Source organism: Sphingobium sp. DN12, assembly GCF_051058005.1.
Taxonomy (GTDB): Bacteria; Pseudomonadota; Alphaproteobacteria; order Sphingomonadales; family Sphingomonadaceae; genus Sphingobium; species Sphingobium yanoikuyae.
In genome coordinates, this window is sequence record NZ_CP173717.1 from 1220734 (window position 1) to 1233320 (window position 12587).

At 59.8% G+C, this 12587-nt stretch carries 13 protein-coding genes and 2 pseudogenes; 9 read left to right on the plus strand and 6 right to left on the minus strand.

Features of this window, described 5'->3' with window-relative positions; genetic code table 11:
- Positions 1 to 10: 10 nt before the first annotated feature.
- On the minus strand, positions 11 to 1021 hold the full coding sequence (locus ACI6S0_RS05775; protein WP_434405282.1) for a L,D-transpeptidase: 1011 nt from the start codon (positions 1019 to 1021) through the stop codon (positions 11 to 13).
- Positions 1022 to 1297: 276 nt separating this feature from the next.
- Positions 1298 to 2005 (minus strand): annotated as a pseudogene (locus ACI6S0_RS05780) (IS5 family transposase).
- A gap of 109 nt (positions 2006 to 2114) precedes the next feature.
- Here ACI6S0_RS05780 and ACI6S0_RS05785 point away from each other — a divergent pair.
- The gene (locus ACI6S0_RS05785; RefSeq protein ID WP_434405283.1) at positions 2115 to 2402 is read left to right on the plus strand and encodes a FecR family protein; all 288 of its coding nucleotides are present in this window, start codon (positions 2115 to 2117) and stop codon (positions 2400 to 2402) included.
- A 43-nt stretch (positions 2403 to 2445) separates the two neighbouring features.
- Here ACI6S0_RS05785 and istB read toward each other — a convergent pair whose 3' ends face one another.
- From istB to ACI6S0_RS05800, 3 genes and pseudogenes are all read right to left on the minus strand, one after another.
- Positions 2446 to 3252 (minus strand): IS21-like element helper ATPase IstB, encoded by an 807-nt coding sequence (istB, locus tag ACI6S0_RS05790; protein WP_434403989.1) that lies wholly within the window; start codon positions 3250 to 3252, stop codon positions 2446 to 2448.
- Positions 3242 to 4764, minus strand: a pseudogene (gene istA, locus ACI6S0_RS05795) (IS21 family transposase). Before istA ends, istB begins: the two are co-directional and overlap by 11 nt.
- A 106-nt stretch (positions 4765 to 4870) precedes the next feature.
- The gene (locus ACI6S0_RS05800) at positions 4871 to 5686 is read right to left on the minus strand and encodes a hypothetical protein (RefSeq protein WP_434405284.1); all 816 of its coding nucleotides are present in this window, start codon (positions 5684 to 5686) and stop codon (positions 4871 to 4873) included.
- Positions 5687 to 5791: 105 nt separating this feature from the next.
- Here ACI6S0_RS05800 and ACI6S0_RS05805 point away from each other — a divergent pair, with 105 nt between their 5' ends.
- Together ACI6S0_RS05805 and ACI6S0_RS05810 are read left to right on the plus strand one after the other, a co-directional pair.
- Positions 5792 to 6001, plus strand: coding sequence for a hypothetical protein (locus tag ACI6S0_RS05805; protein ID WP_434405285.1), 210 nt, complete (start codon positions 5792 to 5794; stop codon positions 5999 to 6001).
- Between the two features lie 439 nt (positions 6002 to 6440).
- Positions 6441 to 7691 (plus strand): tyrosine-type recombinase/integrase, encoded by a 1251-nt coding sequence (locus ACI6S0_RS05810; RefSeq protein WP_157228513.1) that lies wholly within the window; start codon positions 6441 to 6443, stop codon positions 7689 to 7691.
- Positions 7692 to 7754: 63 nt separating this feature from the next.
- On the opposite strand, the gene ACI6S0_RS05815 is transcribed toward ACI6S0_RS05810, so the two are convergent.
- Positions 7755 to 8660 carry a LysR family transcriptional regulator gene (locus ACI6S0_RS05815; protein ID WP_017501548.1) on the minus strand — a complete coding sequence of 302 codons (906 nt, stop codon included), beginning with the start codon at positions 8658 to 8660 and terminating at the stop codon, positions 7755 to 7757.
- A gap of 207 nt (positions 8661 to 8867) precedes the next feature.
- Between ACI6S0_RS05815 and ACI6S0_RS05820 the strand changes: the two genes are divergently transcribed.
- The 6 genes from ACI6S0_RS05820 to ACI6S0_RS05845 are packed head-to-tail and all read left to right on the plus strand — an operon-like array spanning position 8868 to position 12582.
- Positions 8868 to 9980 carry an S-(hydroxymethyl)glutathione dehydrogenase/class III alcohol dehydrogenase gene (locus ACI6S0_RS05820; RefSeq protein ID WP_017501549.1) on the plus strand — a complete coding sequence of 371 codons (1113 nt, stop codon included), beginning with the start codon at positions 8868 to 8870 and terminating at the stop codon, positions 9978 to 9980.
- Between the two features lie 31 nt (positions 9981 to 10011).
- On the plus strand, positions 10012 to 10407 hold the full coding sequence (locus ACI6S0_RS05825) for a VOC family protein (protein ID WP_017501550.1): 396 nt from the start codon (positions 10012 to 10014) through the stop codon (positions 10405 to 10407).
- A 9-nt stretch (positions 10408 to 10416) separates the two neighbouring features.
- Entirely contained in the window at positions 10417 to 11265 is an 849-nt protein-coding gene (gene fghA, locus ACI6S0_RS05830; RefSeq protein ID WP_026109246.1) for an S-formylglutathione hydrolase, read from the plus strand.
- Positions 11265 to 11576, plus strand: coding sequence for a 2Fe-2S iron-sulfur cluster-binding protein (locus ACI6S0_RS05835; RefSeq protein WP_017501552.1), 312 nt, complete (start codon positions 11265 to 11267; stop codon positions 11574 to 11576). The genes fghA and ACI6S0_RS05835 overlap by 1 nt, the downstream gene beginning before the upstream one ends.
- A gap of 5 nt (positions 11577 to 11581) precedes the next feature.
- Positions 11582 to 11983, plus strand: a complete 402-nt coding sequence (locus ACI6S0_RS05840; RefSeq protein ID WP_026109247.1) for a ketosteroid isomerase-related protein — start codon at positions 11582 to 11584, stop codon at positions 11981 to 11983.
- Positions 11983 to 12582 carry a GNAT family N-acetyltransferase gene (locus ACI6S0_RS05845; protein ID WP_017501554.1) on the plus strand — a complete coding sequence of 200 codons (600 nt, stop codon included), beginning with the start codon at positions 11983 to 11985 and terminating at the stop codon, positions 12580 to 12582. Before ACI6S0_RS05840 ends, ACI6S0_RS05845 begins: the two co-directional genes overlap by 1 nt.
- The last annotated feature ends 5 nt before the right edge of the window (positions 12583 to 12587 follow it).

Here is a 12587-nt window from a genome sequence, read left to right on the forward strand (position 1 = left end):
TGATGGATGGTCAGGGCTGGGGCGCGACCGCGTCCATGATCGTGAGCTTCTCGCCGGTCGAGGCGCCGACGCTGGAGTCGGTGACGAGGATGGTGGTGCCCGGCTTCAACTGGCTGCGGATCTTGTCATAGAAGCCGCGCGGCAGGCGCACCCGGTTCAGCACCGCTTCGTCCACGACATTCTCGACATCATTTTCATGGCCAGGCAGGCCGACATAGAGCCAGTGGGTCTTGCCATCCTTCCCCGTGGTGAGGGTGATGACATGCGAGCCGGGATCGCCATCCTTGATCTCGGCGACGCTGCGGCCGATTTCCGTGCCGTTGCGCAGCACGACGATCCGCTGCTCCTTCTTAGAGACGATGATGGTCAGCGGGCCGCTGGTCGCCAGTTCGGGTTGCCAGCGATATTCCTCGCCCTTGAGCGGGCGATATTCGACCTGCTCGCCCTTGTCGTTGATCGGTGACAACAGGCTCGCCTGGCTGGTGCGCATATGGGTGGCGGCATTGCCCTGAACCACCACGGTCGCGCCCAGGCTGGTGATGGCGAACAGTTCCTGCGAGAATTTATAGGGCAGGTGGATGCAGCCATGGCTTTCGGGATAGCCCGGCAGGCCGCCGGCATGGAGTGCGACGCCGTCCCAGGTCAGGCGCTGCTGATAGGGCATGGGCGCGTTATTATAGGTGCTGGACCGATGGTCCTTGTCCTTTTGCAGGATGGTGAAGACGCCGGTCGGCGTTGCATGGCCTTCCTTGCCCGAGGAGATGGTGGACACGGCGATGCGCACGCCGTTGCGATAGACGGTTGCGATCTGGCGCGAGAGATCGACATAGACGAGCAGCGGCCCGGTCGGCGATACCTGTGGCGCCCAGACCCATTGGCCGGGCTTCAGATTGTCGGCGCGGCGGGCAAATTCAGGCGGCGATGTGGCGCGATCGCCCTGGGCGAGAGCGGGATAGGGGAGCATCAGCGTCAATGGCAGAATGGTGGCAAAGCGAACAGCGTAATCGCGCAAGGCACCCATGGTCTGATTCCCCAGATTGTCCGGGATTAAGCCTATCTAGGATCAAGATGGCACGCCATAGGGGAAGCACCCGATGAGCGGCGTTGTAAATAGGGATGTCGAGAGATTTTCTGGTGACCCCGTGGACGCTGAAAGTTCAAGATGGTTGAAATTTAACAACAGTATAATTGATTTCTTGATGGGCGATTTTGGATGGTCATGGACCATCAGATTTTCGACCGATGTGCAATCCGGTCCCGGACCGCAGTTTGTTTTTCGGCTAGCGCGGATCGACATTCAGCGTAACCAGACCATGGCGGCGGCGAGGTTTGTGAAGCTGGCGAAGTGGATGGTGCGGCGATCGTAGCGTGTTGCGAAGTGGCGGAAGTGTTTGAGCCTGCCGAGACATCGTTCGATACGATTGCGGTGTTTGTAGATCAGCGCGTCATGCGGGATGGCGACCTTACGGCAGCGGTTTGAAGGTATGAGCGCTTCGGCGCCCATTTTCGCGATGATTGTCCGTAAAGCATTACTGTCATAAGCTTTGTCGGCGAGCACGACGACGGCTTCCTGTCCGTGCAGCAGGGCCGGCGCCTGGGTAACGTCGCCAGTCTGGCCGGGCGTGATGATGAAGCGCAGCGGCCGGCCGAGCGCGTCCGCAAGCATGTGTATCTTGGTGGTCAGTCCGCCTCGGGAACGCCCCAGCGCCTGATCGCACGCCCCCCTTTCCGGTCGCCGCCTGCTGGTGCGAACGATGGTGCTGTCGATCATCAAATACTGGTTGTCCCGGTCGGCCGTCAGTGCGTCGAACACCCGTTACCAGGCACCCGCATGGCACCAACGGCTGAAGCGGCGATGCACCGTCTTCCACTTGCCATAGCGCTCCGGCAGATCGCACCAGTGCGCTCCTGACCGCAGCACCCACAAACATCCGTTCACGAACAGGCGGTTATCCGTTCCCGACCGTCCCGAATCGGTCGCTTTGCCCAGTAGCAACGGCGCAATCCTCTCCCATTACACCTCGTTCAACTCGTACCGCTTCGCCGCCATCATCCACTCCGCGCATCAACACGGCGTCCTATGAATCAGCGATCATCCGCTTTGGGAATCCCGAATGTCGATCCGCCCTAGTGCGGTCACGATCGAGATCCGCTCGACGGATCGCCGAATCCGGTTGTTGAAAGGCGAGGCGCTGTTCACGGTTGCGCCCGATCGTTCCCGCCCCTTCACCGTCCAGGCAGCAATCGGTGAAACGATGGCGCTGGGCACGCAATTCTCGGTCCGCCGGACGGGCGCCGACACTGAGGTTACCGTGACAGAGCACAGCGTGATGCTCGTCAGCGGAGAGGGCAAGGGGGCCAGCCTCATTCTGCGGGAAGGCCAGTCTGTTGATTTCCGCTGAGAAGTGACCCGGGTTTTCCATCGAGAAGTGACCCGTCTGCGGATTATGTTTCGGGTGTCATGGGTGGGTCAACTCGTGGTTTTCTCCTTTGGGTTCTGGCCTGCTTGGCAGAGCTGTTTTTGAAGCGGAAGCTATCGTTGCCGGTCTCCAGGATATGGCAGTGATGGGTAAGCCGATCGAGAAGCGCCGTGGTCATTTTGGCGTCGCCGAACACGGTGGCCCATTCGCTGAAGCTCAGGTTTGTGGTGATGATGACGCTGGTGCGCTCGTAGAGTTTGCTCAGCAGATGGAAGAGCAGCGCGCCACCTGAAGCACTGAACGGCAGATATCCAAGCTCATCCAGGATAACGAGATCGGAGTGCAGGAGGCGATTGGCGATCTGACCGGCCTTGCCCTGTGCTTTTTCCTGCTCGAGCGCATTGACCAGTTCGACCGTCGAGAAGAAGCGGACGCGCTTTCGATGATGTTCGATGGCCTGGATGCCCAGCGCCGTTGCCACATGGCTCTTGCCGGTGCCAGGACCGTCGACCAGCACGATATTGTCGGCGATGTCGATGAAGTCGCAGCGATGCAACTGACGCACCAGAGCTTCATTGACCTCGCTACTGGTAAAGTCGAAGCCGGCCAGATCGCGATAGACAGGGAAGCGCGCGATCTTGAGCTGATAGGCCACAGATCGAACCTCCCGTTCTGCTGTCTCGGCTTTGAGCAACTGGGAGAGGATCGGGATGGCGGCTTCGAACGCTGGAGATCCCTGTTCCATAAGATCGGTGACGGCCTGTGCCATGCCATGCATCTTGAGGCTGCGGAGCATGACGACGATGGCGCCGCTGGCAGGGTCATGACGCATGACGCTTCTCCTTGCGCAGATCATCATAGCGTTCGACATTGGCCATCGGCTCGCTGACCAGCTTGAGCGCCTGGGGCGCCGTCACCGGCGGCGTGGAGATCGGTTTTCCGTCGACCAGCCTATAGAGCAGATTGAGGATATGGGTCTTGGTCGGAACGCCAGCCTCCAGCGCCATGGTGACCGCCGTCAGCACCAGTTGCTCATCATGATGAAGAACCAGCGCCAGTATTTCGACCATTTCCCTGTCGCCGCCGGGATTGCGCAACAGATGTCGCTGCAGACGCTGGAACGCATCGGGTAGCTCAAGGAAGGGCGCTCCGTTGCGCAGGGCGACGGGTTTGCGCTGCACGACCGCCAGATAATGGCGCCAGTCATAAACCGTATGACCTGGACCGTCGTGAGAGCGGTTGATGATGCGCTGATGTGCGCAGATTGGCTGCCCCTCGGCGACGACCTGAAAGCGATCAGGATAGACGCGCAGGCTGACAGTGCGATTGGCGAAAGAGGCCGGTACGCTGTAGCGATTGCGCTCAAAGTGGATGAGGCAGGTCGGCGATACCCGTTTGCGATATTCCACAAAACCATCGAAGGGCCTGCCCGCAACCATCAGACACTCAGATTCATCGGCCCGGGCATTGGCAACCGATCCGGGTTCGATCCCGTGAGGGATGTCCTCCCATAACGCCTTGCAGCGCTCCTCCAGCCACAGGTTCAGCGCATCAAGGCTCTCAGCCTGCGGCGTGGGTTGCCACAGACGGTGCCGCGCATCCTGGACATTCTTCTCGACCTGCCCCTTTTCCCATCCCGCAGCCGGGTTACAGAACTCAGCTTCGAACAGATAGTGGCTGACCATCGTCAGGAAGCGTGCGTTGACGGTGCGTTCCTTGCCACGCCCGACCTTGTCGACGGCCGTGCGCATATTGTCATAGATACCCCGGCGCGGCACGCCGCCCAGCACGCGGAAGGCGTGATTATGGGCGTCGAACAGCATCTCATGGGTTTGCAGAAGGTAGGCGCGCACGATGAATGCCCGGCTGTAACTGAGCTTGAAATGCGCAACCTGCAGCTTGGTCCGAACCCCGGCAATGATTGCCCAGTCCTCACTCCAATCAAACTGGAAAGCTTCCCCGGCGCGAACGACAGGGGCACGAATGTCCCACGCCCGCCAATCTGTTGCTGGCGCCGATAATCTTCGCGCCAGTCGCGAGCAAAAGCGGCAACCCGATTGTAGGATCCTTCATAACCCAGGCTCACCAGATCGGCGTGAAACTGCTTGATCGTGCGCTTCTGCTTGCGCGATCGGCCCATCTCGCGCCGCAGCCAGGCCGCCAGATGCTCAGCAAATGGGTCCAGTTTGCTTGGTCGATCCGGCACCTTGAACCGCGGATCGATCGTCTCGGACCGCAAATATTTGCGGATCGTGTTGCGTGATAGTCCGGTGCGCCGCGCTATCTCCCGGATCGGTAGATGATCGCGAAAATGCCAGCGCCGGATAACGCTCAATAACGCCATGTCCAACACTCCATATACCCTCGCTTGTCAAAGCCAGGGACGAGTTCAACATGGGTCAATTCTCAGTGGAAATTTACGCCCTACCCGGGTCACTTCTCAGCAGAAATCAACAGATGAACCAGACGCCGTTCTCGGCACGGATGTTCCCGGGGCGCAATTGGGCCAGTTCCTCGCCCCGTGCGCCTGTGGGAGGTGCGAGCACGAAAAACCAGAAGATCACATCATCGTCTACGTCTGGGTCAATCAGCGTCGGTTGGCTATATATCCGGCGTAGTTGCGTTTCATCGAAAGGCAGCCGTTCGTCGTCGAAGCCGACATCGGCATCGATTGAAACCTTGGCGCTGGGATCGGCTTCGATATAATCTTCTTCGACAGCATAGGCCAAAACGCTTTTTAGGCCCTGAAGGGCCTTCTTGGCCGATTTCGGGGAGACTGTCGGAAGGCTTTGCGCCGTCGCGATAGCAATCTGCTCCCTCAAAGGCAGCGCACGAATTTCAGGAGAAGGGCGGGTTGGGCGCTGAAGCAGCGCTTTCCGGAACTGTTTGACGATCGATCGCGTGATCAGTTCGACCGCGATGTCGCCAAACAGATCGATAAATTGCCTGATCGCTGCCCCAAATTCGTCCTTCGATTTTTCCCTGGCTTTTGATGCCTGCCGCCATTCAGCGAAAACCTCCGAAATCGGGTGGCCGGCAGCAATAAGTGCCGCTGGAGGCCGCTGGGCCTGCAATATGAGCGGGTTGGTGGCGGGCGATCCAAGCGCTGGTTGACGGGCCGCTAATGGGGCGAGTGCTTCCGCCAGCTTTTCGGGCCAGTGGCTGAACCGATGATCTGCCAGGCGCTGCAACGGGCGTTTGGCGATCGCATTGTAGCGCGGCGTACCGACGTTGTAGAGTTGGCCCGAGTGGTCAGGCACAGCCATCAGGATTGTCTCTGCTGAAGCCCCGCTCTCCTGCGCCAGCAGTCATTTCGCAACCTGCTGGTGCGAAAAAAAGTTCGTCTGCCGCCGCAGCTCACAAATCTCCGATTGCACGACAAGCTGGTCCCGCTCCGCATTCGTTATGAATACGGGCATGGCTGGCGGCAATTCATCTTCGTCGACCGTTGTCGGCAGGCCAATAAGCCGTTGTTCAAGCTTGCGGGCGTAATCGATGCCTCAGGACCTTCGGAGATTCATGGCAAGCAGGATCAGCAGGGCGACCATGACATTATCGAGAGAGCCATTCCGTGCGCTTGATGGCCGCGACCTGCGGATCGGTCGTTTCAAGAGGATGCTGCCAGGATGTTTTTCGACAGGCGCACGATGGCGTGCAGGCACGTCCATCCGAAAATATTAAAACCGGGATTTTGCTTTGCGATAGCAATGCGTCATACGCCGTCTCATCTTGTACCATCAGGCAACGAATGAAACATTGATTTTAGGCGTTTGTCGCAAAATTCCGCCATTTTTGGCGAGAATGGTGACCCCTACGGGAATCGAACCCGTGTTTCAGCCGTGAGAGAGAGCCGCCAAGACGTCTGGGGACACTCTGGGATGCATTTAATTTCATATACTTAGCATTGTGGCATCCTTGCGAATCCAAGGCAGTCCTGCTATAGCAAAAGGACAAGAAATCGGATGGTCCCTTTCGCTTATGGCTCGCATAGTTGCCGACATTCGTATCCAGGATCGGGCCGTGCGCCTGCGCCTGCCGGTCAAGACCAAGGCCTATTGGCGGCTCGTCTCCGAGGGCTTCCATATCGGCTATTACAAGGGCGCGCGGAAGGTCAGCTGGGTGGTCCGTTTCCGGCGCACCGATGTGCCCAATGCCTATTTGAACGCCACGTTGGGCGAGCCAGACGACGTCCGTGACGCTGACGATGATACGATCCTCAGCTGGAAGCAGGCGCTGGCAAAAGCGCTCGAATGGGTCGAGCGGCAGACGAGCGGTGCGCCGGCAGCGCTTGACCCCAACATCACCGTCGGGACGGCGATCTCGGCCTATGTCGTGCGACGCGACGCGCGGCGCGCGGCACAGGCGGGAAGGGATGTCCGGTCGGATGCCCATTACAAGCTCAACAAGCATGTCCTCGGCGACAAGCGGATGGCAGGGTTGGCACTCAAGGATTTGTCGGAGGCGGATCTGCGCGCCTGGCAGAAGCGACTGGCCCGACAGAAGTTCACCAGCACGCAGCGGCTGCTCAACGATTTCAAGGCGGCCCTCAATGCGGCCTGGGCAGAGCATCGCAAGGTTCTTCCGGTCGATCTGCCGCTGACCATCAAATATGGCTTGTCCCTCGAAGCCCCGGCGGTGACCGAGTCGAAGGCCCGTGAGAACCAGATTTTGGCCGATGCCGAGGTGCGCCGGATCGTCGCGGCCGCCTGCGCCATGGACGAGGATCTGGGGCGTCTGGTCGCGGTCATGGCGGCGACCGGTGCCCGATTCGCCCAGTTGCGGCGGATGCAGGTCGCGGATGCGTTGCTGGAGCGGAACCGGCTCATGATCCCGCAATCCTACAAGGGGAATAAGAAGAACAACGAGCATATCCGCGTGGCGATCGGCGACGATATCGTCGAACTGCTGAAGCCGATCGTGGAGGATCGGTCGTCGAGTGCGCCGTTGTTGGAACGTTGGCGTGTCCGGCAGGTCTCGGCGGTCAAGTGGGAGCGTTACGAACGAGGGCCATGGAAATCGCCCTCGGAAATGACCCGAAGCTGGAATCAGGTTGTGAAAGAGGCAGGGCTCCCAGCCGCAACCATCCCTTATGCATTACGGCACAGCTCGATCGTTCGGGGCCTCCGCATGGGACTGCCGATTCGCCTCGTGGCCGCGCTGCACGACACCTCCGTCGTGATGATCGAGCGGCATTATTCCCGGTGGATCGTCGATGGTCTGGATGATTTGGTGGCTCGAGCGGTCGTGCCCCTTGTGGATCTTGCTGCCTGAGATGGATGAAGGGCGCCAGCCGATCGTACTGCTGTAGCTGGTGGGATAAATGGAAGTCGAGACTTATCCTGAGGTTCTTTCGTTTCGTGGCCTGTTCATCGCCGGCCCTAACTCATGCAGCAGGCAATCGACGACCTGCTGCACCTTTGGGAGCAAATGGCGCCGCTGGGGATAGACCGCCCAGATCGGTTCATCGTCGGGTTGCATGTCTTCCAGCAGCAGTTCGACCATGCCATGCTTCAGGTACGGCAGGATGTAGAAATCGGGTAGCTGGCAGATGCCCAGGCCGGCAACGCACGCTTCCATCACTGCCTGGCCGCTATTGCAGCGGAACCGCCCCTGGGGCCTGTGAATGACTTCCTGGCCGTCCACCTTGAAATGCCACGTGGCCGCAGAGCCCGCGATACATTCATGCTGATCCAGCGCCTCCACCATTGTCGGTCGTCCAGTCGTGGCAAGGTAACTGGGCGCAGCACAGGTATAAAGTGTGCGTGAGGCAACTCTCGTCGCGATCAGGCGCGAGTCAGTGATTGTGCCTGTTCGCACAGCCAAATCGAAGCCCTCGGCAATCAGATCGGTCACCCGATTGGTGAGTTCGATGGACACATTAAGTCTGGAATGTCGCATGGCAAAGCGACGAATGATTGGCGAGATAAAACGCTCCCCCATGGCTGTGGAGCAGGTGACCCGTAACTCGCCTTGGGGCTCGCTTCGGTCTCCGATCAGCGCAATGGCTTCGTCTCGTTCCTGGGCTATCCGTTCACAGCGCTCGAAAAAAACGCGCCCGGTGTCGGTTAGGCGGACGGTGCGTGTGGTGCGGTGGAACAGTTGCGCCTGTACTCGTTGCTCCAGCGCCATGATCGATCGGCTGACATGGGTCGTCGAGACGCCTAACGATTGCGCCCCGCGCGTGAAAGAGCCTGTCGTCGCAACGCTAACAAATTCGTCGATCCCGTCCCAACTCGACATTTATTATCCCTAATAGGAAATAATTATTTGCTGAATGACTATATTATCACAGCGCGAGCGAATTGCTAGAACCTGAGCACGAAAAGAATATCGGAGGGGCCTGTGGTTTGGCTAACGAGCATCTTCGCATGGTGGTGCGAGAATTTTGCCGGTTGCGCCGAGCCACATCAGCTCATTTCCGACCTTGATCACGAGCAGGAGTGAGACATGAAGACCCGCGCCGCCGTCGCCTTTGAAGCGAAGAAGCCCCTGGAAATCGTCGAGGTAGACCTGGAAGGGCCCCGAGCTGGTGAAGTGCTGGTCGAGATCATGGCGACCGGCATCTGCCATACCGATGCCTATACGCTCGACGGCTTCGACAGCGAGGGTATCTTCCCCTCGATCCTGGGTCATGAAGGCGCGGGCATCGTGCGTGAGGTCGGCGCGGGCGTCACTTCGGTCAAGCCGGGTGATCACGTGATTCCGCTCTACACGCCGGAATGCCGCCAGTGCAAAAGCTGCCTCAGCGGCAAGACCAACCTGTGCACCGCGATCCGCGCGACGCAAGGCAAGGGTCTGATGCCCGACGGCACGACGCGCTTTTCCTACAAGGGCCAGCCGATCTTCCACTATATGGGCTGCTCGACTTTTTCGAACTTCACCGTGTTGCCGGAGATCGCGGTGGCGAAGATCCGCGAGGACGCGCCCTTCCAGTCGAGCTGCTATATCGGTTGCGGCGTGACGACCGGCGTGGGCGCGGTCATCAACACGGCCAAGGTGCAGGTGGGCGACAATGTCGTTATCTTCGGCCTGGGCGGCATCGGTCTCAACGTGATCCAGGGCGCGCGCCTTGTCGGTGCGAACAAGATCATCGGCGTCGACATCAATCCCGACCGTGAGGAATGGGGCCGCAAGTTCGGCATGACCGACTTCCTCAATTCAAAGGGGCTGAGCCGGGAAGAGACGGTGGCGAAGGTCGTGGAACTGACCGACGGCGGCGCCGACTATACGTTCGATGCGACCGGCAATACCGAAGTTATGCGTACCGCGCTGGAAGCCTGCCATCGCGGCTGGGGCACATCGATCATCATCGGCGTAGCCGAAGCGGGTAAAGAAATCGGGACGCGTCCCTTCCAGCTCGTCACAGGCCGCAACTGGCGCGGCACGGCCTTCGGCGGCGCCAAGGGCCGAACCGACGTGCCCAAGATTGTCGACATGTACATGGCCGGCAAGATCGAGATCGACCCGATGATCACCCATGTCATGGGTCTGGAGGAGATCAACACCGCCTTCGACCTGATGCACGCCGGCAAGAGCATTCGCAGCGTGGTTGTGTTCTGACATTCATTTTTGATAGAGTCGGAGAATAAATATGGCAGTGATTTCGGGTGATGGCGTGTTTTCGCACGCCTGCGTCGGCGCAAGCGATCTGGCAGTTTCCACGGCGTTTTACGACGCCGCACTGGCGCCTTTGGGCGTGAAGAATTTGGGGCCCTTTGGTGACAGCGCCATTCTGTATGGCAAGGACAAGCCGGCCTTTCCGGTCCTGCGTCCGGGCAACGGTGAAGCGCCATCCGGCAACGGTGTGACCATCGGCTTTGCGACCTCCAGTCAAGCTGACGTCGATGCATTCCACGCCGCTGGCGTTTCGGCGGGTGGTGCGTGTGAAGGCGCAGCTGGCCCTCGCGGTCACTTGCCCGGCGCCTATGCCGCCTATCTGCGCGATCCGGCCGGGAACAAGGTCTGCGCCTATTTCTTCAGCGAGTGAATGATGGCCCTGGAAACCGTTTCAACCAACAAAAGCCATGGCGGGGTCCAGGGCGTCCATAAACATGCTTCCAGCGTGACGGGGACGGAGATGACCTTCTCCGTCTTCGTGCCGCCCCATGCGGAAGGCGTGAAGCTGCCAGTGGTCTGGTATCTGTCCGGACTTACCTGCACCCATGCCAATGTGACGGAAAAGGGCGAGTTCCGTTCAGCCTGCGCGGAGCTGGGGCTGATCCTCGTCGCGCCGGACACCAGCCCGCGCGGAGAGGGCGTCGCCTACGATCCGGCCGGAGCCTATGATTTCGGCCTTGGCGCGGGCTTCTATGTCGACGCAACCGAGGCGCCCTTTGCGCTCCATTATCGCATGTGGTCCTATGTGACGGAGGAGTTGCCCGCATTGATCGCGGCGAACTTCCCCGCCGATATGGAACGCCAGTCGATCATGGGCCACAGCATGGGTGGCCACGGCGCTCTGACCATCGGCCTCAACCATCCCGATCGGTACAAGGCGGTGTCGGCTTTCTCTCCGATCGTTGCCCCTTCGCAGGTGCCCTGGGGAAAGAAGGCGCTGATGGGCTATCTGGGAGAGGACAGCGCCGTTTGGCGCAGACATGATGCCGTCGCGCTGATCGAGGATGGCGCCCGGTTGCCTGATCTGCTGGTCGATCAAGGCGATGCCGACCAGTTTCTGGCCGAACAGCTTCGTCCCGAATTGCTGGAGGCGGCCTGCAAAAGCGCGGGCCAGCCGCTGACGCTGCGGATGCAGTCCGGCTACGATCACAGCTATTATTTCATTTCCTCCTTCATGGCCGATCATTTGCGCTGGCATGCGGAACGGCTAATGAAAGGGACGAACTAATGGTCCAGATCATCATTGCCGACCGGAATGGATCGGAACGGCCGATCGAAGCAGAAGCCGGCCTGTCGCTCATGGAAGCGATCCGCGACAGCGGCCTGGATGAATTGCTGGCGCTGTGCGGCGGATGTTGTTCCTGCGCGACCTGCCATGTCTTTATCGAGCCGGACGCGGCGATGCCCGCGATGAGCGAGGATGAAAACGACCTGCTCGACAGTAGCGATCATCGCAGTGACCGGTCGCGTCTCTCCTGCCAGATTCCCCTGACGGCCGAGATGGACGGTCTTCGGGTCACCATAGCGCCGGAAAATTGAAGACGATGAACGATGATCTGCTTGTCCGTTATTATGCGGCCTTCAATCGCGGCGACAGTGCGGCGATGCTCGATTTATTGACGCATGATGTCGTGCATGAACCCTCGCAGGGTGCGGTGCGGAGGGGGAAGACAGCCTTTGCCGAGTTTCTCGACCATATGAACCGCTGCTACAGGGAACAGGTCATTGATCCGGTGTTCCTGACCTCGGCTGACGGGCAACGGGCGGCGGGGGAATTCATGCTGAAAGGGGAATATCTGGAAACCGATACCGATCTGCCCCCGGCATCGGGCCAGCGTTACCTTCTGCGCGTCGGCGCCTTTTTCGAACTGCGCGATGGCCTGATCGCGCGGGTCAGCAATCATTATAATCTGGCCGGTTGGCTGGATCAGGTGAAGGCGGGTTGATGCAGGCGGACCTCGTCGAGCAGATCCGGGTCGAGTGCATTTGCAAGGACGACATGTCGCTGCACGCGCTCGCAACCTTGCGCATGACTGTGTTTCGCAGCTGGCCCTATCTTTATGATGGTAGCGTCGATTATGAAGCCGGCTATCTGGCCGAGTTTCTGAGCGACGAGGCGGCCGTGTTGGTGGTCGCACGGCTGGGGGAAATTCCCGTGGGCATGGCTACCGCATCGCCCATGGCGACTCAGTCTGATGCCGTCAAATCTCCCTTTCTGGCCGCCGGCGTCGATGTCGATAGCTTCTTCTATTTCGGCGAGTCCGTGCTGCTGCCCCAGTTTCGCGGGCTCGGCCTGGGTCATCGCTTCTTCGACGAGCGCGAGGCGGCGGCGCGCAAGGCCGGTGCGAGTAGCGCTGTCTTTTGCGCGGTGTCGAGGGATGCGGACCATCCCTTGCGACCGGAAAGCGCACGCGACCTCACCCCCTTCTGGCACAGGCGCGGCTATCGCCTTGCGCCGCGCTTCACCATGAACATGCGCTGGAAGGAAGCCGGGCAAGCTAAAGAGAGCGAACATCTGATGCGCTTCTGGTTGAAGCAGCTATAGGCGTC